At 72.4% G+C, this 22,590-nt stretch carries 18 protein-coding genes; 5 read left to right on the top strand and 13 right to left on the bottom strand.

What is annotated here, in order from left to right:
• Positions 1-104: 104 nt before the first annotated feature.
• The 4 genes from hpt to dacB all read right to left on the bottom strand — a co-directional run bounded on the left by hpt (position 105) and on the right by dacB (position 4,339).
• The gene (hpt, locus tag ABD286_RS07990; RefSeq protein ID WP_344191951.1) at positions 105-656 is read right to left on the bottom strand and encodes a hypoxanthine phosphoribosyltransferase; all 552 of its coding nucleotides are present in this window, start codon (positions 654-656) and stop codon (positions 105-107) included.
• A gap of 80 nt (positions 657-736) precedes the next feature.
• A complete protein-coding gene (gene tilS / locus ABD286_RS07995; RefSeq protein WP_344191953.1) occupies positions 737-1,717 on the bottom strand; it encodes a tRNA lysidine(34) synthetase TilS in 981 nt (326 codons plus the stop codon).
• A gap of 40 nt (positions 1,718-1,757) precedes the next feature.
• Positions 1,758-2,822, bottom strand: a complete 1,065-nt coding sequence (locus ABD286_RS08000) for a zinc-dependent metalloprotease (RefSeq protein WP_344191955.1) — start codon at positions 2,820-2,822, stop codon at positions 1,758-1,760.
• Positions 2,823-2,836: 14 nt separating this feature from the next.
• Positions 2,837-4,339, bottom strand: coding sequence for a D-alanyl-D-alanine carboxypeptidase/D-alanyl-D-alanine endopeptidase (dacB, locus tag ABD286_RS08005; RefSeq protein WP_344191957.1), 1,503 nt, complete (start codon positions 4,337-4,339; stop codon positions 2,837-2,839).
• A gap of 92 nt (positions 4,340-4,431) precedes the next feature.
• Between dacB and ABD286_RS08010 the strand changes: the two genes are divergently transcribed.
• Positions 4,432-5,007, top strand: a complete 576-nt coding sequence (locus ABD286_RS08010) for an inorganic diphosphatase (protein ID WP_344191959.1) — start codon at positions 4,432-4,434, stop codon at positions 5,005-5,007.
• Between the two features lie 183 nt (positions 5,008-5,190).
• Here ABD286_RS08010 and ABD286_RS08015 read toward each other — a convergent pair whose 3' ends face one another.
• Positions 5,191-6,621 (bottom strand): C40 family peptidase, encoded by a 1,431-nt coding sequence (locus ABD286_RS08015; protein WP_344191962.1) that lies wholly within the window; start codon positions 6,619-6,621, stop codon positions 5,191-5,193.
• A 271-nt stretch (positions 6,622-6,892) separates the two neighbouring features.
• A complete protein-coding gene (locus ABD286_RS08020) occupies positions 6,893-8,221 on the bottom strand; it encodes an MFS transporter (protein WP_425565323.1) in 1,329 nt (442 codons plus the stop codon).
• Between the two features lie 192 nt (positions 8,222-8,413).
• Here ABD286_RS08020 and ABD286_RS08025 point away from each other — a divergent pair, with 192 nt between their 5' ends.
• Positions 8,414-9,250: a peptidoglycan-binding protein gene (locus tag ABD286_RS08025; RefSeq protein ID WP_344191967.1), complete on the top strand. Its 837-nt coding sequence runs from the start codon at positions 8,414-8,416 to the stop codon at positions 9,248-9,250.
• Positions 9,251-9,346: 96 nt separating this feature from the next.
• Entirely contained in the window at positions 9,347-10,204 is an 858-nt protein-coding gene (locus ABD286_RS08030; protein WP_344191969.1) for an alpha/beta fold hydrolase, read from the top strand.
• Here the strand turns inward: ABD286_RS08030 and ABD286_RS08035 are convergent.
• From ABD286_RS08035 to ABD286_RS08060, 6 genes are all read right to left on the bottom strand, one after another.
• Positions 10,195-11,721, bottom strand: a complete 1,527-nt coding sequence (locus tag ABD286_RS08035; RefSeq protein ID WP_344191971.1) for a glycoside hydrolase family 32 protein — start codon at positions 11,719-11,721, stop codon at positions 10,195-10,197. The genes ABD286_RS08030 and ABD286_RS08035 overlap by 10 nt on opposite strands.
• Positions 11,722-11,781: 60 nt before the next feature.
• A complete protein-coding gene (locus ABD286_RS08040; protein WP_344191973.1) occupies positions 11,782-13,752 on the bottom strand; it encodes a S9 family peptidase in 1,971 nt (656 codons plus the stop codon).
• A 104-nt stretch (positions 13,753-13,856) separates the two neighbouring features.
• The gene (locus tag ABD286_RS08045; protein WP_344191974.1) at positions 13,857-14,441 is read right to left on the bottom strand and encodes a GTP-binding protein; all 585 of its coding nucleotides are present in this window, start codon (positions 14,439-14,441) and stop codon (positions 13,857-13,859) included.
• Positions 14,422-14,793 (bottom strand): DUF742 domain-containing protein, encoded by a 372-nt coding sequence (locus ABD286_RS08050; protein ID WP_344191976.1) that lies wholly within the window; start codon positions 14,791-14,793, stop codon positions 14,422-14,424. The genes ABD286_RS08045 and ABD286_RS08050 overlap by 20 nt, the downstream gene beginning before the upstream one ends.
• Positions 14,794-14,797: 4 nt before the next feature.
• Positions 14,798-15,217 (bottom strand): roadblock/LC7 domain-containing protein, encoded by a 420-nt coding sequence (locus ABD286_RS08055; RefSeq protein WP_425565324.1) that lies wholly within the window; start codon positions 15,215-15,217, stop codon positions 14,798-14,800.
• The gene (locus ABD286_RS08060) at positions 15,204-18,890 is read right to left on the bottom strand and encodes a sensor histidine kinase (RefSeq protein ID WP_344191978.1); all 3,687 of its coding nucleotides are present in this window, start codon (positions 18,888-18,890) and stop codon (positions 15,204-15,206) included. Before ABD286_RS08060 ends, ABD286_RS08055 begins: the two co-directional genes overlap by 14 nt.
• A 425-nt stretch (positions 18,891-19,315) precedes the next feature.
• Between ABD286_RS08060 and ABD286_RS08065 the strand changes: the two genes are divergently transcribed.
• Together ABD286_RS08065 and ABD286_RS08070 are read left to right on the top strand one after the other, a co-directional pair.
• A complete protein-coding gene (locus tag ABD286_RS08065) occupies positions 19,316-21,121 on the top strand; it encodes an ATP-binding protein (protein ID WP_344191980.1) in 1,806 nt (601 codons plus the stop codon).
• Positions 21,122-21,291: 170 nt separating this feature from the next.
• Complete coding sequence (locus tag ABD286_RS08070) at positions 21,292-21,861, top strand: hypothetical protein (RefSeq protein ID WP_344191982.1); 570 nt, start codon at positions 21,292-21,294, stop codon at positions 21,859-21,861.
• 85 nt (positions 21,862-21,946) lie between these two features.
• On the opposite strand, the gene ABD286_RS08075 is transcribed toward ABD286_RS08070, so the two are convergent.
• Positions 21,947-22,567 (bottom strand): LysE family transporter, encoded by a 621-nt coding sequence (locus tag ABD286_RS08075; RefSeq protein ID WP_344191984.1) that lies wholly within the window; start codon positions 22,565-22,567, stop codon positions 21,947-21,949.
• Positions 22,568-22,590: the final 23 nt, after the last annotated feature.

The raw sequence follows: 22,590 nt of genomic DNA on the forward strand, positions 1-22,590 counted from the left end.
CTGCTGCCGTGGTTCGTGCTGGACAACGACCCGGATGGGCCGGGTGTTCCGTCTGCCTCGCCTGCCGCGGGGGTGTCCCGAGGCACGGACGGACCGGTTCAGCCCTAGGCGTAGACGTGCGGCGCGAGGGTGCCGACGACGCGCAGGTTGCGGTACTGCTCGGCGTAGTCGAGGCCGTAACCGACGACGAACTCGTTGGCGATGTCGAAGCCGACCCACTTGACGTCGATCTCGACCTTGGCCGCCTCGGGCTTGCGCAGCAGGGTGCAGATCTCGACGGACGCCGGCGAGCGCGACTCGAGGTTGGACTTGATCCACGACAGCGTGAGGCCGGAGTCGACGATGTCCTCGACGATCAGGACGTGCTTGCCGGTGATGTCGGTGTCGAGGTCCTTCAGGATGCGCACGACGCCCGAGGACTTGGTGCCCGAGCCGTAGGACGAGACGGCCATCCAGTCGACCGGCGCGGTGCCGGGCAGCGCGCGGGACAGGTCGGCCATCACCATCACGGCGCCCTTGAGGACGCCGACGAGCAGCAGGTCCTTGCCTTCGTACTCGGCCCAGACCTCCTCGGCGAGCTCGGCGAGGCGGGCGTGGATCTCCTCCTCGGTGATGAGGACCTTCTCCAGATCGGCTCCCATGTGGGCAGCGTCCACGGCTCTTCTCCAAGTCTTGACGGGTGGGTCTCGGGTGGGTCTCAGGTGGGTCTGGGGTGGGTGTCGCGTCGGGTGCGGGGCTATTCAACCGGAGGCGGCGGACCGATGGATACCCGCCCACCGGCTCGGGTCGCGACCAGCGGTCCGGGCAGGCTGACCGGTCCCTGTCCGTGCCACCGGGTGAGGAGCGCGTCGCACGCCTCGGTATGGCGCGTGCTCACCTGCCCGGCCGGCGCACCGGCGCCGATGGCGAGCCGGCGCCATACCCGCGTGCGGACCGCCCGCGGCAGGGCGGCGAGGTCGTCCACCGACCAGGGGCCCTCGGAGAGGGCGGTGACGGCGTCGTCGGCAAGCTGGTCGAGCAGGTCCGCGTCGTCGCGGAGCTGGTCGGCGGTGCGCGCCAGGGCGGCGGACACCCCTGGACCGAGGTCGCACTCGAGGTCGACCAGGGCCCGGCGGGCCCGGACCCGGGTGAAGGCGGCGTCCTCGTTCATCGGGTCGTCCCACCAGTCGAGGCCCTCTGCGACGCACGAGGCCCGGGTCTGCTGCCTCGACACCGCCAGGAGGGGGCGGCGGTAGCGGTCGCGGGCCCGCGGCATACCGGCCAGCGAACGGGCCCCCGCGCCGCGGGTGAGGCCGAGGAGCACCTGCTCAGCCTGGTCGTCGAGGGTGTGGCCGAGGAGCACGAACCGGGCGCCGTGGCGGGTGGCGGCGTCGTCGAGCGCGCGGTATCGGGCGTCCCGTGCCGCGGCCTCGAGGCCCTCACCACCTGTGGCCACGTGGACCTGCGCCCAGCCGATCGGGGCGAGGCCCAGCTCGTCGCAGCGGGCGCCGGCCCGCCTGGCGACGGCGGACGAGTCGGGGTCCAGGCCGTGGTCCACGACGACCGCACCGGCCCGCACCCCGAGCCTGGGCGCCTCGAACGCCACGGCCGCGGCCAGGGCGAGGGAGTCCGCGCCACCGCTGCAGGCGACGAGCACGAGGTCGCCGGGCGCGCACTCCCCGAGGGCGGTGCGCACGGCGAGCCGGACGGCGGCCGTCGCCGGGTGCGGCCCGCTCACGGGCGCACCGCGGGGGCAGCCCGGCGAAGGGCGCGTCGAGTCACGCGTGGACGCGGGCGACCCACGCCGACGGCGTCTCGATCTCGGACGGCAGCGGCAGCGTCTCGGGCGACTCCCAGACGCGGTTGAAGCCTTCTGTCCCGACGGCCGCCGTGACCTCCCGGACGAACACGGCACCGTCGCGGTACTGGCGCATCTTGGCCTCGAGGCCGAGCAGGCGGCGCACGATGCGGTCCAGTCCGCCGACGCCCTGGCGACGGGCGTCGAAGCGGCTGCGGATGTGGGCCACCGACGGGATGACCTTCGGCCCGACCTCGTCCATGACGACGTCGGCGTGACCTTCGAGGAGGGACATGATGGCCGTGACCTGGGCCAGGCGGTCCCGCTGCTCGGGCGTCGCGATGAGCTCGGTGATGCCCGTGCCGCCGGGCTTGAGCGCCTCGGGGAGCTGGCGGGCCAGCCGCTGCACGGTCTCCTGCATGCTCTCCGGGTCGGGGACGAGGTCGGTGGCGAGCGAGCGCACCCGGTCGACCAGGTGGTCGCGGAGCCACGGCACCGCGGTGAACTGCACCCGGTGGGTCTCCTCGTGCATGCAGACCCAGAGCCGGAAGTCGCTCGGGTCCACGCCGAGCTCCCGCTCGACCTGGACGAGGTTCGGTGCCACGAGCATGAGCTGGGGGGTGCCACCGGGCGCGAGGTCGTACTGACCGAGGACCTTGCCGGACATGAAGGCGAGCAGGGCGCCGGTCTCCGCGCCGGTGACCCGACCGCCGATCGCCTTGGCGAGGTCGCCGGGCGCCTTCTTCTGCTTGTCGATGAGGGCGCCGAAGACCGGGTCCATCAGGGCGGCCATCGAGTCGGCATTGAGGGCGATCCAGGTGGGGCGGTCCACGACGATCGCGGCGGGCGCGTCACCGGGGGCGTGCAGCAGCGCGGTCTCGGCCACCGGTTGCTGGGCCCGGCGGGAGGCGGACCGGATCTCGGCCACGACGGCGGCGGCCTCCTGGGCCGTCACGGTGGGCCCGGCCTGCACGAGTCGGGAGCCCGTCGCCTTCGCGAACTCCCAGTCGACGTAGCTGGTGGTCGACTGCAGCGGCACGGTCATCCCCTCACGGTAGGTCAGCGGCACCCGCAGGTCGCGAGCGCCGCCACGAAGCGGTCCAACGCGGCGCGGGCGGCCAGCGTTCCGATGCTCGCCGGGACCTGGTCGGCCTGGACGACGTAGGACAGGACCCGGCCGTCGGCGTCGATCACGGTGCCGGCCACCGAGCTCGTGCCGGTGAGCGTGCCCGTCTTGGCGCGGGCGATCCCGGCGGCGGGGTGGGTGACGGCCGAGGTGAAGCGCTGGGCGAGCGTGCCGGTCAGTCCGGCGACGGGCAGCCGGGCCACGGTGTCCTGCATGGCGGGGACCGATCCGTCTGCGCCGAGCTGGAGGACGTCCGACAGGGCCCTCGGCGAGATCTTCTGTCCCGAGGACAGCCCGCTGGTGTCCTTGATGACGGCACCGGACAGGTCGACCCCCTTGGCCGTCACAGCCTTGGTCACGAACGCCACGGCTGCCGGGAACGTCGCTGCTCCCCCGGCCTTGACGGTGGCCTGGCGGGCCAGGCCCTCGGTGAGGGCGTTGTCGCTCTCGTCCAGCGCGAGGGCCAGGATGTCGCCGACCGGTGCCGACTCGACGGTCCCCAGCACCGTGGACCCCTCGGCGACGGGCTTGGTCCAGGTCTTCTCCGGAGCCAGCTCCGCGGTGATCCCCTGCCCCTTTAGCGCCGCGACGAAGGCGGCGGCCGTGGCGGCCTCGGGGTCACGCGGCGCCGGCCGGTACGGGATGGCCCGCTGCCCGGCCAGCCCGAGCATCGAGACGCCACCGGTGAAACCGGCGTCGATGTCGGCCCGCACCCAGGTGGGCGCCCAGCGCGGGCCCCGGGCGTAGCTCGTGTCGAGGCGCAGGGTGACCGTCGAGGTCCCTGCGGCCTGGAGGGCGGTGGCGACCTGGGCCGCCAGGTCGGCCAACCCGGCCCGGCCCTCGACCGCAGCAGGTCGCCCTGCACCCTTGGCCAGCATCGTGTCGCCGCCGGCCACGAGGACGATGTCGGTGGCCGACGGCCCCTGGACCACGGTGGTGGGCAGGGTCGCCCGCGGGTCGAGCGTGGTGCCGACGGCGAGGGCGGTCAGGAGCTTGAGCGTCGAGGCCGGAGTGCGGGCGACGTCGGGGGCCTTCTGGAGCAGGACCTGCCCGGTGAACGCGTCCCGGACGACGAAGCCCGGCACGGGGCCGAGCGCAGGGTCGGCCGCCTGCACCTCCAGGGCTGCGGCGAGCGCGGTCGGCTCGGGGATGAGGGCACCGGCGGAGGCGGGCCGGAGCGGCTGGGCCGCACTGTCGACCGTGGGCACGGTGGTCGGCGACGGCGACCCCGTCGCGGCCCCGGACGTCGTCGGGCTCGTACCTTCCGCCGGGGTCCCCGCGGTGGTCGACCCCGTGGCCTCCGAAGGGGCCTTCGACGTGGGAGGCTGGGCCGCGGTCCGGGTCAGGATCCCGGGTGCCACGTCGTAGACGTCCAGCGCGCCGTACCCGAGGACGAGCACGAGCAGCGCCACCACGGCGGCGAGGACGCGACGCACTCGACCCCCTCAGCGCTGGACTTGCGTCATACGGAACACTTGTCCGCGAGCCTAGGTCATAGGCACGCGCAACAACGGAAGGGACCAGCGTCGTGGAGTTCGACGTCACCATCGAGATCCCCCAGGGTCATCGCAACAAGTACGAGGTCGACCACGAGACCGGACGCATCCGTCTGGACCGCCTCCTGTTCACCTCCACCCGCTACCCGGCCGACTACGGCTACGTCGAGGACAGCCTCGGCGAGGACAGCGACCCGCTCGACGCCCTGGTCCTGCTGGAGGAGCCCACCTTCCCCGGTTGCCTCGTCCGCGTCCGCCCGATCGGCATGTTCCACATGCGCGACGAGGCAGGCGGCGACGACAAGATCCTCTGCGTCCCGGCCGGCGACCCCCGTCAGGCGCACATCACCGAGCTCGAGCAGGTCAGCAGCTTCGACCGCCTCGAGATCCAGCACTTCTTCGAGACCTACAAGGACCTCGAGCCCGGCAAGTCCGTGGAGGGCGCCCACTGGGCCGGCCGCGAGGAGGCCGAGAAGGTCGTCCGCGAGGCCATCGAGCGCGCCAAGGCCGCCGGCATGACGACCGCCCGCTGGCGCATGCCCGACATCAGCGCCGAGCCGATGTCGGAGGCCAAGCCGCCGACCGAGGCCAAGCCGCCGACCGAGTAGGAGCCGCGCGTCAGCGACGTCACCAGCACGACCGAGCCCCCGGGCCGACTCACGTCGGACCGGGGGCTCGGTCGTGGGGTTTGGTGCTGGTGGTGCTGCCGCCGTCCGGTGGGGGATCCCGTGGGCGGCACCGTCAGCCGGTGGGGGATCCGGCGGCCGGGGCTCGGTGGGGCGTCGGCGTCCTCAGGGGCGGCCGCCGTAGGGCAGCAGGTCGGAGCGGTAGATGGAGGCGTACCGGACGTTGGCCCCGGTGTAGGGGGCCTCGATCATCTGGCCGTCGCCGACGTACAGACCCATGTGGTGGCTGTTCGGACCGGAGCTGCCGTAGAACACGAGGTCTCCGGGGCGCAGGTCGCTGATCGCCACGCGGGCGGTCTCGGCCCACTGGGCGCCGGTGTAGTGCGAGAGGTTGACGCCGGCCTGCTGCCAGGCACGCATCGTCAGCCCCGAGCAGTCGAAGGAGTTCGGGCCGGACCCGCCCCACTGGTAGGGCTTGCCGATCTGGGCCTGCGCGTAGGCCAGCACCGCGGAGACTCCACCGCTGCTCGGCGGCGGGGGCGCCGGCGCCGGGTCGGGCTTGGGGGCCGGAGGCCTGGGCGCAGGCTTGGGGGTCGACGGCTGGGGTGTCTGCGGCTTCGAGGCGGGCTTCGGCGCGGGCTTGGCGGCGTTCTTGGCTGCCTCCGCCGCCTTCTCGGCAGCAACCGCGGCGGCACGCTGACGGGCTGCCTCCGCGGCGGCGCGGGCAGCGGCGTCCCGGGCGGCCTTCTTCGCGGCGGCGTCCTGGGCGGTGCGGGCCCGTTCCTCGGCCAACCTGGCCTGCTTGGCGGCCTCCGCCGCAGCGGCGCGGGCGACTGCGGCGGCGGCGAGGCCGTCCTGGCGCTGGCGCTCGAGGTCGACCGACGTCTCCCGCAATGACGCGAGCTGGGTGACCAGCGAGGCCTGCTGCTGCTGGATGCGCGCCGCCTCGGACTGCGCCTCCTCGGCGCGGGACTGCGCTGCGTCGCGGGCCGACTCGGCAGCCCGGGCTGCCTTGGCCTGTGCGGCCTGGGCCGCGGTGGCCTGACGCCGCATGGTGCTGGCGACGATCGAGGTGGCGTCGGCCCGCTGGAGCGACCGGGCGCGGGCGTCCCCGACAGCCTCCAGCGCGGTGGCCTTGTCGATCATCTCCTGCGGGCCCTCGCTGTCGAGGTACGCCTCGAGCTCACCGAAGCTGCCGCCCTGCTGGTAGACGCTGGCGGCATAACGGCGGACCTCGAGGCTGGCGCCCTCGGCGATCTTCTGGGCGGCGGCAGCGCGCTTCTGGGCTGCGGCGGACTCGGCTGCCCGCTTCTCCAGGGCGACGCGTGCCCCGTTGAAGGCCTCGGCCGCGGCGGCGGCCCGGTCCTGCACCTGGCTGAGCTGGGCGCTCGCGGCGACGTACTGGGCGTCGAGGCTGGAGATCTGTCCGGTGGTGCCGACGACCGCGGCCCTGGCGCGGTCGACCTGCGCCTCGGACGGGTACACAGGGTCGGGTGCGGCCGAGGCCGTCAGGGTCGTCGCAAGGGTCAGCAGACCGACGAGGGACAGCGCCGAGCCGGCGCGGAGCGCGCGGCGAGCAGCGGAGGTGCCTGGCACGGGGGGATGCCTCTCGGACGGGGACTGGTGGCAGCCGGAGCAGACTAGGGCCGCTTTTCACTCGAACCCCTTGAGTCACACGCCTCCCACGGCCTGCAGGCCCCTGACGGCTCCGACCGGGCCGCCGGAGGACGAGTTACACCGGTGTTTTTCAGCAGGCAGTCGCGACTCTTCGATCAGGTGTCCGATTTTGGTCACGAATCGGTCACGAAATCTGCTTTTGTGCAGGTGAGAGCCCTTCCAGAGCCCTCTCGAGCGCTGGATGAGTGCGTCAGGGGGTGATGGACTCGCCGGCCCGAAGGGCGTCATACGCCTCCGGGTCGCTGGCCTTGAGCTCGCTGCGGACCCGCCGTCGGTAGCGCAGGATCTGCACGACACCCAGCCCCCACACGAGGTACTGCACAGACATCGCCGCCCGGAACGAGTCGACGTCGTAGGTGCTCGGACCGCCGGGGGCCACCCGGTCCAGGATGATCCCGATCAGGGTGACGGTGGACAGCGAGGCGAGGAACCCGCCCACGTTGACGATGCCGGTGGCGCTGCCGAGCCGGGTCGGCGGGTTGAAGGTCCGCGCCAGGTCGAACCCGACCATCGAGCCCGGTCCACCGACCGCCGTGACGACGACGAGGACGACGAGGACCGGGAGCGGGGCACGTCCGGGCCACAGCAGGACCACGGCCCAGACCGTCATGATCGCGCCGACGATCCCGAGGATGAGCGTGGACCGGGAGAACGGGTACTTCGTGACGAAGCCGCCGATCAGCGGGCTGGTGACCACCGTGGTGATCGTCATGAGCATCAGCAGCGTGCCGGCCGTCGACGGCGAGAGCCCTTGTCCTGCAACGAGGAACGGGTACCCCCAGAGCAGCGCGAAGACGGTGGCTCCGAACTGCGCGGAGAAGTGGGACCACAGGCCGAGCCGTGTCCCGGGAGTGCGCCAGGCCGCGCGCACGGCACGAGCGATGGCACGCACCTTGATGTCGTCGAGCTCGTGATCGGGGTTGGGCGAGTCACGGACGACGACGAGCACGAGCAGGCCGAGGACGACACCTACGAGGCCGGCCGTCGCGTAGGAGGGCGTCCACCCGTACGCGTGCAGGGCGTGGACCAGGGGGGTGGCGGCGACCAGCGCACCCACCTGGCCGAGGAGACCGGTGAGCTGGGTGACCATCGGGATGCGCAGCGGCGGGAACCACAGGGCCACGATCCGCAGCAGCGGGATGAAGATCATCGCGTCACCGACGCCGACGAACACGCGCGCGACGAGGCCGGCCGCGAACGAGTCTGCGAACGCGAAACCCAGCTGCGCCAACGTCATCAACGTGACGCCGGCAAGCAGCAGCCGCTTGGACCCGAACCGGTCGAGCAGGGCACCCACGGGGATCTGCATGGCGGCGTAGACGAGCAGCTGCACCATCGTGAAGACCGACAGCTGGGTCGCGGCGATGTCGAACCGCTCGGTCGCGATGAGCCCGGCGACGCCGAGCGAGCTGCGGTGGAAGACGGCCAGGACGTAGATCGAGACGGACGCGCCGTAGACGACCCAGGCCCGTCGACCACCCAGCTCGAACGAGGCAGGGCGGCTGGTCACGTGCTTCATTGTCGCGCAGCCACGTCAGCCCCCACGCGCGGGACCACCGACCGGACGTGGCCTCCGTCGCGGCGCGTTCGCCACGCCTGGCGGGTAGTGCTCCCCATTCCCCTCCCCCGCCGGCCGGACCTAGCGTCGCGGCGCACCACCACAGCACCACCGCAGCACCCACCACCAACCGACCACAGGGGGAACAGCACCATGGAGATCAACCGCAGAACCGTCCTCGTCGGCGGCACCGCCGCCCTCGTCACCGCCGGCTCCGGCACGCTGGCGATGACCTCGGCGAACGCTGCCACCACCGTCAACATGGAGGCTGTCCTCCTTGCGGCACAGTGGGATCCGCGCAAGTCCAGCTCCGGCCTCACGCCCGGCGCGAAGGACAGCGTCCTGGCCGTGGAGCGAGCCCTGGTCGCCAAGGGCCTGCTGCGGCGCTCGCTCGTCGACGGCCACTTCGGCACCTCGACGATCTCCGCGTATGCCGCGTGGCAGCGCCGACTGGGCTACTCCGGACTCGACGCGTCGGGGCTGCCGGGTCCCACGTCCCTGGCCAGGCTCGGCTCCGGCCGCTTCTCCGTCACCCGCAAGGTCAGCTCGGGCTCGCGCGTGACCTACGACGGGGTGCGCGTGAACGAACGCACCCGGGCGATGCTCCGTGAGGCGGAGCGGATCCTCGCTCCCCGCCTCACCTACACGCAGGGCTCCTACAACCCCGGTGGCGTCTCGGCGTCGGCCGGCACCCACGACGGCGGCGGCACGGTCGACATCTCGGTCCGCAACCTCAGCACCTCCCAGCGCACCCAGGTCGTCCGCGTGCTGCGGCAGGTCGGGTTCGCGGCGTGGCTGCGCAACCCCTCACAGGGCGACTGGCCCTTCCACATCCACGCGGTGGCGGTCAGCGACCCGGACCTGTCCTCGGGTGCCCAGCACCAGGTCGGCGACTACTACCAGGGCCTCAACGGCCTGGCGTCCCGGGGTCGTGACGACGGCCCCCGGGTCACCAAGGTCACGTGGGAGCAGTACAAGCGCGCCCACTGAGTGCGTCCCGCGCAGGGCACCACGCGCCCCCTCCGTCCCGGCCCACTTCGGCGCCGGCGACGGGCGGGGCGGCCGCGTGCCACGTAGGTTCGAGTCGTGGAACACCTGCGCAGGGACGGCCTGGTCTTCGACGTCAGCGACCTCGGCCCACCCGAGGGAGACGTGGTGGTCCTGCTGCACGGCTGGCCGCAGGACAGGTCGGCCTGGAGCGCGGTGGGTGAGCGCCTCGCCGCCGAGGGGCTGCGCGTCCTCGCTCCCGACCAGCGCGGGTACTCCCCCGGCGCCCGCCCGCGCGGCAGGGCCGCATACCGGATGTCGCAGCTGGTGGCCGACGTCCTCGCGCTCGTGGACGCGAGCGGTCACGAGCGGGTGCACCTCGTCGGGCACGACTGGGGCGGTGCGGTGGCCTGGGCCTTCGCCGAGCGTCACCCCGAGCGGCTGCACAGCCTCACCGTCGTCTCCACGCCGCACCACCACGCGATGGCGTGGGCGCTTCGGCACGGCGACCAGGCCCGCCGGAGCTGGTACATGCTCGCCTTCCAGCTGCCCCTGCTCCCCGAGGCCGTGCTCCGGCGCCGCCTCGCCGAGGTCCTGCGCGGCAGCGGGCTCCCCGAGGAGCACGCGCAGCGGTATGTCGCGCGGTTCCGTCAGCCGGGCGCCGCGGGTGGCGGCCTGGCTTGGTACCGCGCCCTGCGGCCCCGGCTCACGCGGCTGGTCCGTAAGCGCCGGGCAGGCGGTGGGCGGGCCCCCGCGCAGGTCACCGTCCCGACGACGTACCTCTGGGGTCAGGACGATCCCGCCCTGGGTCGGGCGGCGGCCGAGCGCACCGCCCGGTGGGTCGGCGCCGACTACCGGTTCGTGGAGGTCGAGGCCGGTCACTGGTTGCCCGAGACCCACCCCGACGTCGTCGCCGCGGCGGTCCTCGAGCGCGTGCGCGCCGGTCGTCAGGGGTAGAGCGGGCGCGGTCCGTCCCACACGTCGCGCATCGACCAGGTCGTCGCCGCCTCCAGGCCGGCGACCCCGTCGACGAGGGCCACCGAGACGTGCACCGCGTCCGCGCGGGTCGGGTAGATGCGCGCCGTCAGCGCGCGTCCGTTGGCGAAGACCTCGAGCGCCGAGTGGTCGAGCAGGACGCGCAGCTCCACCCGTCCGTCCTCGCCGACGGGCACCGGCCCCGAGCGCGGACCGAGGTCGACCTTCTCGTCGGTGCTCGAGCGCGACCGGTCGAGCAGGACCGTGGCCCGTCCCGGGTCGGCCGTGCCGCGCGAGATGCTCACGACGGTCGCCTCCTCGCCGTCCGGGCTGGCGGCCAGCGTGAGCGCGACCGCGGCCCCGGGCTCGAGCACCACGCTGAGCTCGAGGTCGCGCTGTTCGCCACTGCCGAGGTCGAGTGGGTGACTCGAAAGTCCTTGCGCCGCATACGTCGTCGCGTCCTGACGCAGCGCGGCGACCTCGGGGGCCGGTGCCTGGAGCAGCGCACCGTCGGCACCCAGGGTGAGCACGCGGGGCAGGGACATGACCCCGGACCAGCCGGCAGCCTCCATCGCCTCGTCGGTGCGCCCCTCCTGGAGCCACCCGAACACCAGCCGTCGTCCCCCTTCGTCGCGGAAGCTCTGCGGCGCGTAGAAGTAGCGGCCGCCGTAGTCGAGCCGGTGCAGCTCGTGCGGGTCGAAGGCATCCCCCGCGTAGCGCCCGGTCCAGTAGAGCGGGTAGTGCGTGACACCCGAGTCCCACGCCGAGAACACCAGCACGTCGACAGGATCCGAGCCGTCGGCCGCCCCGGTCGCGTCGGCCAACGGTGGCCGGAAGAGGTCGACGCACTCCCACATGGTGCCCGTCCAGTCACCGGCCTCTACCGTGCCGGTCGTCGCGTCTCCCGTGATCAGCGGACCCACGTAGTCCCACGTGCGCAGGTCGGTGGACTCGTAGAGGAGCGCCGTCCCGCCCTCGCCGACGAGACCCGAACCCACGAGGTGGCGCCAACGACCGTCCTCGCGCCAGACGCAGTGGTCCCGGTAGGCCGTGAGCTCGAGCCCCTGCGGGTACTCCGCGATCACGGGGTTGGCCGGGTCCTTGACCCACGTGTTGAGGTCGGCGGAACCTGTTGCCACACAGGCGAGCTCGCGCTCGTCATGACGGCCGGAGTAGATGACCGTCGGCGTGCCGCCGTCATCGACGAGGACACCCGACCAGCAGCCGTCGCGGTCGGGCCCGTCGTCGCCGGGGACGAGGGCGATCGGCTGGTCGGTCCACGTGACCAGGTCGGCGCTCGTCGCGTGCCCCCAGTGGATCCGGCTGTGCAGGGCCGACGTCGGGTTGTACTGGTAGAAGAGGTGGTACGTGCCGTCCCACTGCGTCAGGCCGTTGGGGTCGTTGAGCCAGCCGGCGGGTGACACGAAGTGGAACCGAGGGCGGTGCCGGTCCTGCTCCGCGAGGTCGACGAGGCTCGGCCGGGGGTCAGGGGTGCTCATGCGTGGGCGGTCCTCGGTCCTTGCTCGGTGGTCGGTGGTCGGTGGGCGATGGGGCAACGGTCAGAGGTTGTCGATGTCGACGGGCGCGACGTCGTCGGCGAGCTGGTAGCCGAAGATCCGGGCGTAGAAGTACGCCTCGGCGTCGCGGGCCCGCACGATCGTCTCCGCGCGGCGGAAGCCGTGGCCCTCCCCATCGAACTCGAGGTGGGCGACCGGCAGGCCCTTGGCCCGCACGGCATCGGCCATCTCGTTCGCCTGGTTGGGCGGGACGACCCGGTCGTCGAGCCCCTGGAGCAGGATCATCGGTGCACTGAGAGCGTCGAGGTGGTGCAACGGGGACCGCTCACGGTAGACGGCCTCACCATCGGGCCAAGGGGCGACCAGCCCGTCGAGGTACCGCGACTCGAACTTGTGGGTGTCCCGCGCCAGGGCCGCCAGGTCGCCGACCCCGAAGTAGCTCGCCCCCACGGCGAACACGTCGGTTCCCGTCAACGCGGCCAGCGTCGTGAAGCCCCCGGCACTCCCGCCACGGATGGCGAGCCGCGAGCCGTCCACCCGCCCCTGCTCCGCCATGGCCCGGGCACCGGAGGAGCAGTCGTCGACGTCGACGACACCCCACTGCCCCTTGAGCCGCTCGCGGTAGGCGCGACCGTAGCCGGTGCTGCCGCCATAGTTGACGTCGAGCACTGCGAGCCCACGGCTGGTCCAGTAGGCGGTGTCGAGGCTGAACGCCGCCACGGTCATCGAGGTCGGACCACCGTGCAGCCGCACGACGAGTGGGGGCAGCTCACCTTCGGGGGCGACGAAGTCGGCGTTCGCCGGCGCGTGGAAGACGCCGTGCACGGTCTCGCCCACGGTGTTGGTCCACGAGACGTTCTCGGGGGTCGACAGCATCCCGTCGGGCAGGTCCACGGCCGACTCCTCGCGGACCACCTCCATGGCCCCGCTGTCCAGGTCGACCGTGGCCACGGCCCGCGACCGGTCCGCCCGGTCGACCAGGGCGACGGCCGTGCGTCCCTCGACGCGGACGTGGTCGAAGGCCACCCCTGCGAGGTCGAGCGGCACGAGGCCACCCCCGGTGGAGACCGTCCCGAGGCGCCCCAGCCCGTCCTCGAACCACGTGCAGACGATCGTCCCGTCGGCGGTGGACCCGAAGGAGGGCCGGTCGAAGACCCACTGGGGCCAGCCCAGCTCGTGGTCGGCCGTGGTCACGGCGGTGATGGCGCCGGTGGGGTCCACCGCGGCGAGGTTGGCCCAGCCCGACGCGTCGGACAGGTGGAGCAGCGTGCCGTCGGCGGTCCACCGGGGCTCGGTCACGGCAACGCCCTCGCCACCGGCGACGCGCTGCGCCCCGGTGAGCCCGTCGTCGCCGACCGTGCCCGTCCAGAGCTCGGTGGAGTCCCACGGCATGTTCGGGTGGCTCCACTGGAGCCAGGCCAGACGGGTGCCGTCCGGGCTCAGCCGTGGCGCGGACAGGAAGTCCGGCCCCTCGACCAGGACCGTGCCGCCCTCGGCGTTCTCCCCGTCGAGGTCGAGGCGGACGATGGCGCTCACCGCCTCCCCCTCGGCACGGTGGTCCTCTCGGACGCAGAACAGCTGTCGCCGGGCGAGGTCGAGGCGGAGGTCGGCGTGGCGCAGCAGGCCGTCGCTCTCGGGCGTGATCGCCCGGGGCAGCCGCTCGCCGAGGGCTTGCGCGCCGTCGCCCGGCCGGTCGAGCACGTGCACCCGCTGGTCGGTGAAGTCGACGAACGCGACCACGTCGGCCTCGACGGTGTAGGCGCCGCCGCCGTACTCGTGGACCCGTGACCGCACGTTGAACGGAGCCGGCGTCAGGTCCTGGCCGTCACGGACGAGGACCACCCGGCCGCCCTCGGTGCCGCGGCCCTCGAGCCAGTAGAGGTGGCCGGAGTCGATGGACGGCTGGTCCAGGGCGACCCGGTCCCCAGCGAGGCTGGCGGAGCTCACGGGAGAGGCCCACGCGCCATACGGAGCAACGGTCGGGGTGCCCATGATGGCGGCGGTGGTGGTCATGCCGCCGAAGTGTGCCACCGCACGCCGGAGCCCGGCGACCCATGCGGGGGTCGTCGGGCTCCGGCTGCTCAGGGGGCGCCTGCGGCGCGTTCAGCAGGTGGACGTCAGGTGGTGACCGGCACGCGGCTCAGCTGCGTGAGGGCGAACTCCGTGATGCGCACGAGGGCGTGCTTGGCGGACTCGCGGTCGCGGGCGTCCACCTCGATCACGGGGATGTGGTCCGAGATGGCCAGGGCCTCGCGGATCTCCTCGGGACCGAACTCGCCGGAGCCGTCGAACTGGTTGAGCGCGACGATGAACGGCAGGCCCTTGGCCTCGAAGTAGTCGACGGCCGCGAAGCTGTCGTCGAGGCGCCGGGTGTCGACGAGGACGACGGCACCGATGGCGCCCTTGACCAGGTCGTCCCACATGAACCAGAAGCGTCGCTGCCCGGGGGTGCCGAACAGGTAGAGCACGAGGTTCTGCGCCAAGGTGATGCGGCCGAAGTCCATGGCCACCGTGGTGGTGTGCTTCTGCTGCACCTTGGAGATGTCGTCCTGCCCAGCGGACTCCTGGGTGACCAGGGCCTCGGTGCGCAGCGGGTCGATCTCGGAGACGGCACCCACGAAGGTGGTCTTGCCGACGCCGAACCCGCCGGCCACGACGATCTTGGTCGAGGCGCTGTTGCGGTTAGAGGGCGCGTAGTCCACTGAGTGTCCTTTCGATGAGTTCACGTCGTTCGTCGGTGGTGGTGTTTTCGGAGATGGTCTTGCGGGTCTTCAGGTGTCCGGCGGAGATCAGGTCCCCGATGAGCACCCGGGCGACCCCGAGCGGGACCTGCAGCTTGGCGGATACCTCAGCCACCGACTGGGAAGCAGCACAGAGCTCGATGATGCGGCCGGACATGTGTCCTTCGGGCCAGGTCGCACTGCGTCCGGAGGGCTGCACCTCGAGCGTGGCTTCGATGGGCAGGTCCACCACGGACTCGGTGCGTCCGGACGTCAGCGCGTAGGGCCGGACCAACCTCGGTCCGGTCGACTCCTCGCGTGCGTCGGGCGCCATGGCGTTACCCCGACATCGGCGCCCGGGCAGCCGCGTCGATCATCTTGCCGACGCGGTCAACCAGCACCGCCATCTCGTAACCAACCTGACCGATGTCGGAGTCCGTGCTCGTGAGGGCAGCGAGGTGTGAACCGTCGCCGACACTCATGAGCAGCAGGAAGCCGAGCTCCATCTCGATCACGGACTGAAGGACCGTGCCACCCTGGAAGAGCCGGGCCGCTCCGGACGCGAGGCTCGCCATGCCGGAGGCCACCGCAGCCATCTGCTCGGCGCGGTCCTCGGGCAGCTGCTCGCTGGAGGCCATGGGCAGTCCGTCGGCGGAGACCAGGATGGCGTGGGACACGCCAGGGGTCTCGGTCGCGAACTTGGCCACGAGCCAGTCGTACTCGCCCTTGGGCTGGGCCATGGCGTCAGTGGTGAACATCGGCTTCCTCTCGGTGGGTTCCGTCTTGTGCCTCGGTGCGTGCGGTGCTCACACCGTTCTGGTGGCGGTTCAGGCTCCGGCGGATCGCCTCAGGGTCGCGGCGCGACGTCGCGGGTGCGGCGGGCTCCTCGGCCTGGGCGTCGGACTCGCCGGGGTTGGTGGTGGGGTTCATGGTCGTGCCGGGACGTCGCATCGGCAGGCCCGAGGACGACATCATCGAGCGGAAGATCGGCGTGGTCTCGGCTGCCGCTGAGGCGGACGAGGCCTGGGGGTCGGCCTGCACGTCAATCTGCTCCTCGACCTGGTCGACGGTGGTGTCCTGGATGGGTGCCGTGTCCGTCGCCACGGCGACAGGGACCTCGACCGCGGGGGCGGTCTGCGGCGTGGTGTCCGCCTCGACGACGGGCGTGGCGTCCGCCTCCGGTGCCGCGACGGCCTTGCGGGCGCCGAAGAAGGAGGTGTTGTGGGCCCGCAGCGCCGGGCGACCTGCGAAGGGCTCGGGCTCGGCCTCGACCGGGGTGGTCGAACCGCTGGCACCGGGCACCCGCGTGGGCAGGCCCTGCTCGGTCGTCGCAGGAGCGTCGGTGCCGCCGGTGGACGGCTGGTCCGTGCTGGTGGCCTCGGACACCCAGGCGTCCGGGACGGTGAGCTCGGTGGTCTCCGCCACCTCGACAGAGGCTGCCTCGGTGGTGGCGTCGGTGCCGGCGTCGGTGCTGGACTCCGTCTCGGTCTCGCCGCGCTCGGCCTTTTCGCGGGCCTCGGTCACCGCTGCGCGGTGCTCGAGCCACGCGGAGAGGTTGGACGGCATGCGGTGGGTCTCGGCCTCCTCGGCCTCGACGCGGGCCGCCTCGGCGGCCTTGCGGCTCGGGAGCCAGCTGGTCAGGCGGCTGCCCTTGCCCTTGTCGCCTGCCTTGTCAGCGGTGTCAGCGGTGCCGGAGCTGTCGGTGCTGTCGGTGGCCGGGGCCGCGCCGAACTCGGTGGCCTCGGTGATGCCCGTGGCACGCGGCTTGCGCATCGGCAGACCGGCAGCCGACCGCGGTGCGGCGTCCGTCGCCGCGGCAGCAGACGCCTGCTCGGCCGCGGCCCGGGCAGCCTCGGCCTGTGCGGCGATCTCGGCGTCCTGGGTGGCCTTGAGACGAGCGGCCTCGGCGACCTCGGCAGCCTTGGCCTCCTCAACAGCCTTGGCCTCGGCGGCAGCCTTGGCCTCGGCGGGCATACCCGTGGCGACCTGGGTGGCAGCCTCCTCGGCGGCCTTCGCGTCGGCGACGGCCTTCGCGTCCGCGGCAGCCTTCGCCTCCGCGGCCCGAGCGGCCTCGATGCGGGCGGTCTCGGCACGGTCAGCCTCGATGCGGGCGGTCTCGGCACGGTCAGCCTCGACGCGCGCAGCCGCGTCGGCGGCCTTCGCCTCGTCGGCGGCCTTGGCGTCGGCGACAGCCTTGGCATCCGCGGCAGCCTTGGCCTCCGCAACCTTCGCGTCGTCGGCCTGGCCGTTGGTGCCGTGGCCGTTGGTGCCGTTGGTGCCGTTGGTGCCGTGGCCGTTGGTGGCCGGCTTGGCCTCGGCAGCTGCGGCACCCTCGATGACGGGCTTGATCGGGACCGCGGTGATGGCGTCGGCCGAGGTCGGTCCGTGCGCGCCGGGGGTGCGGGTCGGGAGCACCTTCTTGGCTGCGTCGACCACGGGGCTCGGGGCGCCACTGGCACCGCGGACCCGCGTCGGCAGACCGGCCTTGGTGGTGCCACCGACGGCCGGGGCGGTCGGTGCCGCGAGGGCAGCCGGCGCGGGAGCGGCGGCGGGCTTCGCGGCGGGACGGACCGGGCGGTCGGCCCGTCCGGCGGTGTCGGCGAGCAGGCCGGCCGGCAGGTGCACGGACACCGTGATGCCGGGACGGTCGTCGCCGTTGCGACGAAGGCGGACGGCGATGCCGTGGCGCTTGGCCAGGCTGCCGACCACGAACAGACCCATGCGGCGCGCGGTGTCGGGCGTGATGTCCCCGCCGTGCGCGAGCCGGTCGTTGAGCGCAGCCAGCTCCTTGGGCGGCATACCGAGTCCCCGGTCGCTGACCTCGACGAGGAGGCCACCTTCGGGCGTGCGGGCGCCACGGATGTCCACGCGGGTGGTGGGCGGTGAGTAGGCCAGCGCGTTGTCGATGACCTCGGCGACGAGGTGGATCAGGTCGGAGCCGACGGCGCCGAGGACCTGGTCGTTGGAGGTGTCACCGATGTCGATGCGCTCGTAGTTCTCGACCTCGGACACGGCGGCGCGGACGGCGTCGGACACCGACACCGCACCGGAGAAGCCGCGACGGGTCGAGGTGCCGGCGAGCACGAGGAGCGAGTCGCTGTTGCGGCGCATGCGGGCGGCGAGGTGGTCGAGGCGGAACAGGCTCTGGAGCCGCTTCGGGTCCTCCTCGTCGCTCTCGAGGCGCTCGATGAGGGACAGCTGCTGGTCGATGAGCGAGGTGCTGCGGCGCGAGAGCGTCTCGAACATGTGGCCGACCTGGACCCGCAGCCGGGCCTGGTCGCCGGCGAGGGTGAGGGCCTGCGTGTGGAGGTCGTCCACGGCGCGGGCCAGCTGGCCCATCTCCTCGCGGGTGTGGACCGGGATCGCGACGAAGGCGGGCGGCTCGGTGCCGTCACGCATGGCGGCGACGGCCTCGGGCAGACGCTTCTGGGCGACGTCGAGGGCACCCTGGCGCACGGCGCGGATCGGCGTGAGCAGCGAGCGCAGGAGCGCGAGGACGATGGTCAGCGCCGCGAGGAGGGCGACTGCGACGAGGACGGCGTTGAGGATGGCGGTGTCGCGGAAGGCGGAGGCGCGCTCGCGCAGGTTGGACTCGAGCGCGGACAGCTCGCTGTCGATGAGCTTGCTGTACTCGGCGTTGCTCGACTCGATCACCGGCGCCAGCGCCGCGATCTGCTCCGCGTCCTGGGTCTCCTGCTGGAGGGTGGACGCCCGGCGACCACTCTCGTTGAGCAGCTGGCGGATCTGGGTGGCATCGCCGAAACCGTTGGACTGAAGCCGGGTCAGTGCCGCCGTCTCCGCACCGGTCTGGCCGATCGCGCGCAGGGCTGCCGCCCCGTCGTCGGCGTTGGCGAGGTTGAGCTGCTGCCCGGTCATCGCGCGCTGGGCGGCGATGGTGTCCTGGAGGCTGACGACGATCTTGGCCGAGGCCGAGTCGTCGGACAGGCCCAGGTCCGAGACAGCCGTCGAGAGCAGCGTGGCGATGTTGCCGGACCGGTCGATGACGACGTCGGAGAAGCCGTTCTGCGTCTTGGCCGTACGGACCGCCTGCCCGAGGGCCAGTGCGCTCTGGGCGTTGCGCTTGACCGTCTCCGGGATACCGGGGACCTTCAGTGCGATGCGCAGGTCGGCTGCCGCGGACTCGTAGCGCGTGATGGCAGAGATGACCCCGCTGCCGCCGACGCTTCCGGCCGCAGCCAGTCGCTGCACCGCAAGGTTGTAGTCGACGATGGGCCGGATGACCTGGACGGTGTCGGCTGCGCGGGACAGCTGCTGGGCCGAGGTGACATCGCTCTGGACGCGCAGGCCACCGAAGACGAAGGCCAGGATCACGGGCAGGGCAACGGCCGCCGCAAGCTTTCGGCGCAGGGGCCAGTGCCCGAAGGACCAGCCTTGCGGGACACGGCCAGCTACCGACTGCAGTCTGGACACTGAGCCACCTTCCTCATCAACGAAAACTTGGGCGAACGGCAACATATGGCGGGATGTGTGGGTGCGACACGGCCAAGGAAGCCGACTTGGGACGTTCGGCCTCCGCACGTCTGACCGAACGGACTAGGCGTTCTCCCCGGGGTGTCTCGGTGGGTGAGGCGTCCACGTCTGGGACGCTCCGGGCGCGGCATCCCCCGAGGCCCGCACCATGCACGCGAAGGGCAGAGAGAAGCACGAGTTGTGCCCCGTCTCAACCTGTCCAGGGAAATTCGGGACGAACGGCGCCACCCGCCTGGTCACACTGGCGCACAACCCCGTGTTCACCGATTAGTGCAGATGCTCTACGGATACGTTGGGCCACGTCATCGTCAGGGGGCGAGGTACACATGGGAATCGATATGGAATCGACCGTTTCATCAGTTGAGGTGCGGGCACTGCGCCGGCTCTCCCAGCTGATGAACCAGGCCAGCGGCCTGGAGAGCCTGCAGGAGCTGCTCGACCTCGTCGTCGCGGGGGCGGCTGACGTCGTGGGCTTCCAGGTGGCGGCCATCAGTCTGGTGCGCTCGAACGGCGACCTGCAGATCGTCGCCGTCGGCGGGCATCCCGATGCCACCGCGCAGCTCATCGGACGCCGCACGCCGCGCGACAGCCTCGACGCGGAGTTCGCCGTGGCCGAGCACTGGGGTTCGCTGCGCTTCATCCCTGCCGCCAACCTGCCGGGAGACGCCCGCCCCGGCTGGGTCGCGCCCGAGTGGGACGAGCAGATGATCGGCGACCCGGACGCCTGGGATCCCGAGGACACCCTGCTCGCACCGTTCTACGACCCGACGGGCGAGATGCTCGGCATGATCTCGGTCGACCTCCCGCTCACGGCCAAGCGCCCGACGCAGGTCCAGCAGGGCGTGCTCGAGGTGTTCGCCAACCAGGCCGGCATCGCCATCAACTCCTTCCGCCAGCGCCAGACCCTCGCCGAGCAGGTGCGCCTGGCCGCGACCGTGCAGAGCGTCGCCCGCATCTCCCAGGGGATCCTCGAGCCGTCCAAGGTCGTCGAGGCCGTCGTGGACCCCATTCGCACGGGACTGGACTGCCTCGGCCTGTGGGTCCGTGCCTTCGCCACGGAGGACGCGGCGAAGACGGACAGCGTCGCTGCATACTCGGCGCAGGGCTCCACCCGGACGCCGACGAAGATGGTCGACATCGCGAGGTCCCTCGCCGAGCGGGCCTGGGCCGAGCAGGTCTCCGGGATCGTGGGGAACGGGACCGTCCACCCCGCCGGGGTGCTGGAGGACGACGACCTCGACGAGCTGCTGACCTACCTCGCCAAGACCGGGGCAGGCTCCCTGCTGCTCGCCCCGATCGGCGCCGGCACCGAGTGCCTCGGCCACATGGTGCTCACCCGTGCCGCGGACGCCCCTGCGTGGAGCGACGCCGAGCGTGTCGCCGCGCTGGAGATCGGCCGCGACGTCGGCCGTTCCATCGTCAACGCCCGGCTGTTCGAGCTCGAGCGCCGGATGACCGCCGAGCTGCGCCGGGCCGACCGTGCCAAGACGACGCTGTTCTCCACCGTGCACCACGAGCTGAAGAACCCGCTGGCCTCGATCGTCGGCCACGTCGAGCTGCTCAAGGAGAACCCGACCGGCGACGCCACGTGGTCGCTCAAGGTGATGGCGCGCAACACCCACCGCCTCCAGGGGCTCGTCGACGACCTGCTCACCCTGTCGAAGGTCAGCGACCCCGACCGCCCGCTCGTCCGCGAGCGCGTGGACCTCGCCGAGCTGGTCCGCGACGCCGCCGACATGTTCCTCCCCCGCGCCACCCAGGAGGACGTGACCATCCACGTCGCCGCGCCGGAGCACGCGCCCACCGCGTGGGGCAGCAGCGTGGAGCTGGCCCGCCTCGTGGAGAACCTCGTGAGCAACGCGGTGAAGTACACCACCGACGGTGGCGCCGTCACCGTCACCCTGCGCCCGCTCGGTGACAAGGTCGAGCTGGTCGTGGCCGACGAGGGCCTGGGCATCTCCCGCACCGACCTGCAGTCGCTGTTCACCGAGTTCTTCCGCAGCACCAACCCGGACGCCCTCGAGGTGCCCGGCACCGGGCTCGGGCTGAGCATCGTGCAGCGCATCGTGGCGCGCCACAACGGCACCATCTCCGTCGACTCCGAGCTCGGGAAGGGCACCAGCTTCACGGTCCAGCTCCCCCGCGCCGACGGCGGCGACCAGGGCCAGTGACCAGGTGGGTATGGCGTGTGGGTGACCCTGCGCCGTACCTCTCCTCGCGGGTGGTCACCGACTCGTAGGGTCGCGCCAGTCAGGGCACAGGTCGACCACAGGCGCCGCTCCCACTCTGGGCTGAGAACCCGGCCACCGGGCCGGGCACCACACCCGAGGGGAGCACCACCGTGCCCAGCAAGACCATCATCACCGCAGCAGCCGGAATCGTTGCCGCCACAGGCATCGTCGTCACGGTGGCGTCCTTGGCGAACGCCTCCACCAGCACCTCGCCCACCGCGCTGACCGGGTACTCGCTCGGCGACGGCCAGCAGTCCGGCGAGGTGCGTGGCGACGGTGGGCTGCAAGGGGTCAGGGGCGGCAGCGCCGACACCCCGGTCACCGGAGCCGAGCTCACCAAGGTCACGGCCGCGGTCGAGGCCAAGGACTCCGCCGTCACCGTCACGTCGGTGCGCAAGGACCCCGACGGCTCGTACGACGTGTTCGGCACCAAGGCCGGCGCCCAGGTCATGCTCGAGGTGAGCAAGGACCTCGAGACCATCACCGCCCGCACCGGTGGCCCCGGCGGTCACGGCGGTCACGGTCCGGGTGGGCACGGCCCCGACGGCGACGCGGCGCCCGACGGCACCTCGGGCGGGGCCGGCACGTCCGGCGGCACCGGCGCAGAGAGCAACGGCACGGACAGCAACGGTTCGGCGGCCAACGGCACGGCGAGCACGACGGCGTTCCGCACCGTCTGACCCCCACCACAGAGCGGGGCCGGGCGAGCGCCCTCCACGTACGACCTGGCCCGGTCATCCCTCGGGGTGGCCGGGCCCGGTCGTGTCAGTGCACCGCGGCGAGCAGCACCCCGACACCGACGAACAAGCCGCCGAAGACCCGGTTCAGCCGGCGCTGGCCGGCCTGGCTCCCCGTCAGCCGGCGCAGCCACCTCGCGGCGAACGCGAAGACGAACCACATGACGAGGACGTCGACCACCACGACGGTCGCGCCTAGGACGAGGTACTGCGGCACCAGCGGGCGCTCCGGCCGGATGAACTGCGGGGTGAAGGCGAGGAAGAAGACGACGGCCTTCGGGTTGGTGAGGTTGACCAGCAGCCCCTGGCGCAGCATCGCCGCGCGCGACGTCGGTGCCACAGAGGCCTGCGCATCGGGGGCGGTCGGCTTCGCGCGCAGCTGGCGCACGCCGAGGAACACCAGGTAGGCCGCGCCGGCATACCGGATCACGTTGAACAGCAACGGTGACTCGGCGACGAGCACGCCCACGCCGGCCGCCACGACGGCGATGTGGACGAGGAGGGCGAGCTGCTGCCCGAGGATGCCCCAGATCGATCGCGCCCACCCCGAGCCGATCGAGTTGGCCATCGTGTTGATGGCTCCGGCTCCCGGGGTGAGGGAGATGAGGAGGGTCGCCCCGAGCAGGGTGAACCACAGCGACCACGACACGGTGGGAGTCTAGTTTTCGCCCA

Origin of the sequence: Pedococcus aerophilus (assembly GCF_039532215.1) — a bacterium.
Lineage (GTDB): Bacteria > Actinomycetota > Actinomycetes > Actinomycetales > Dermatophilaceae > Pedococcus > Pedococcus aerophilus.

Bases quoted from the DNA above. Each gene is read 5' to 3' on its own strand.
- ABD286_RS08000 (WP_344191955.1), bottom strand. From the start codon at position 2,822: ATGACCGTGCCGCTGCAGTCGACCACCAGCTACGTCGACTGGGAGTTC.
- ABD286_RS08025 (WP_344191967.1), top strand. From the start codon at position 8,414: ATGGAGATCAACCGCAGAACCGTCCTCGTCGGCGGCACCGCCGCCCTC.
- ABD286_RS08035 (WP_344191971.1), bottom strand. From the start codon at position 11,721: ATGAGCACCCCTGACCCCCGGCCGAGCCTCGTCGACCTCGCGGAGCAG.
- ABD286_RS08050 (WP_344191976.1), bottom strand. From the start codon at position 14,793: ATGGCGCCCGACGCACGCGAGGAGTCGACCGGACCGAGGTTGGTCCGG.
- ABD286_RS08055 (WP_425565324.1), bottom strand. From the start codon at position 15,217: ATGTTCACCACTGACGCCATGGCCCAGCCCAAGGGCGAGTACGACTGG.
- ABD286_RS08020 (WP_425565323.1), bottom strand. From the start codon at position 8,221: ATGAAGCACGTGACCAGCCGCCCTGCCTCGTTCGAGCTGGGTGGTCGA.
- ABD286_RS08040 (WP_344191973.1), bottom strand. From the start codon at position 13,752: ATGACCACCACCGCCGCCATCATGGGCACCCCGACCGTTGCTCCGTAT.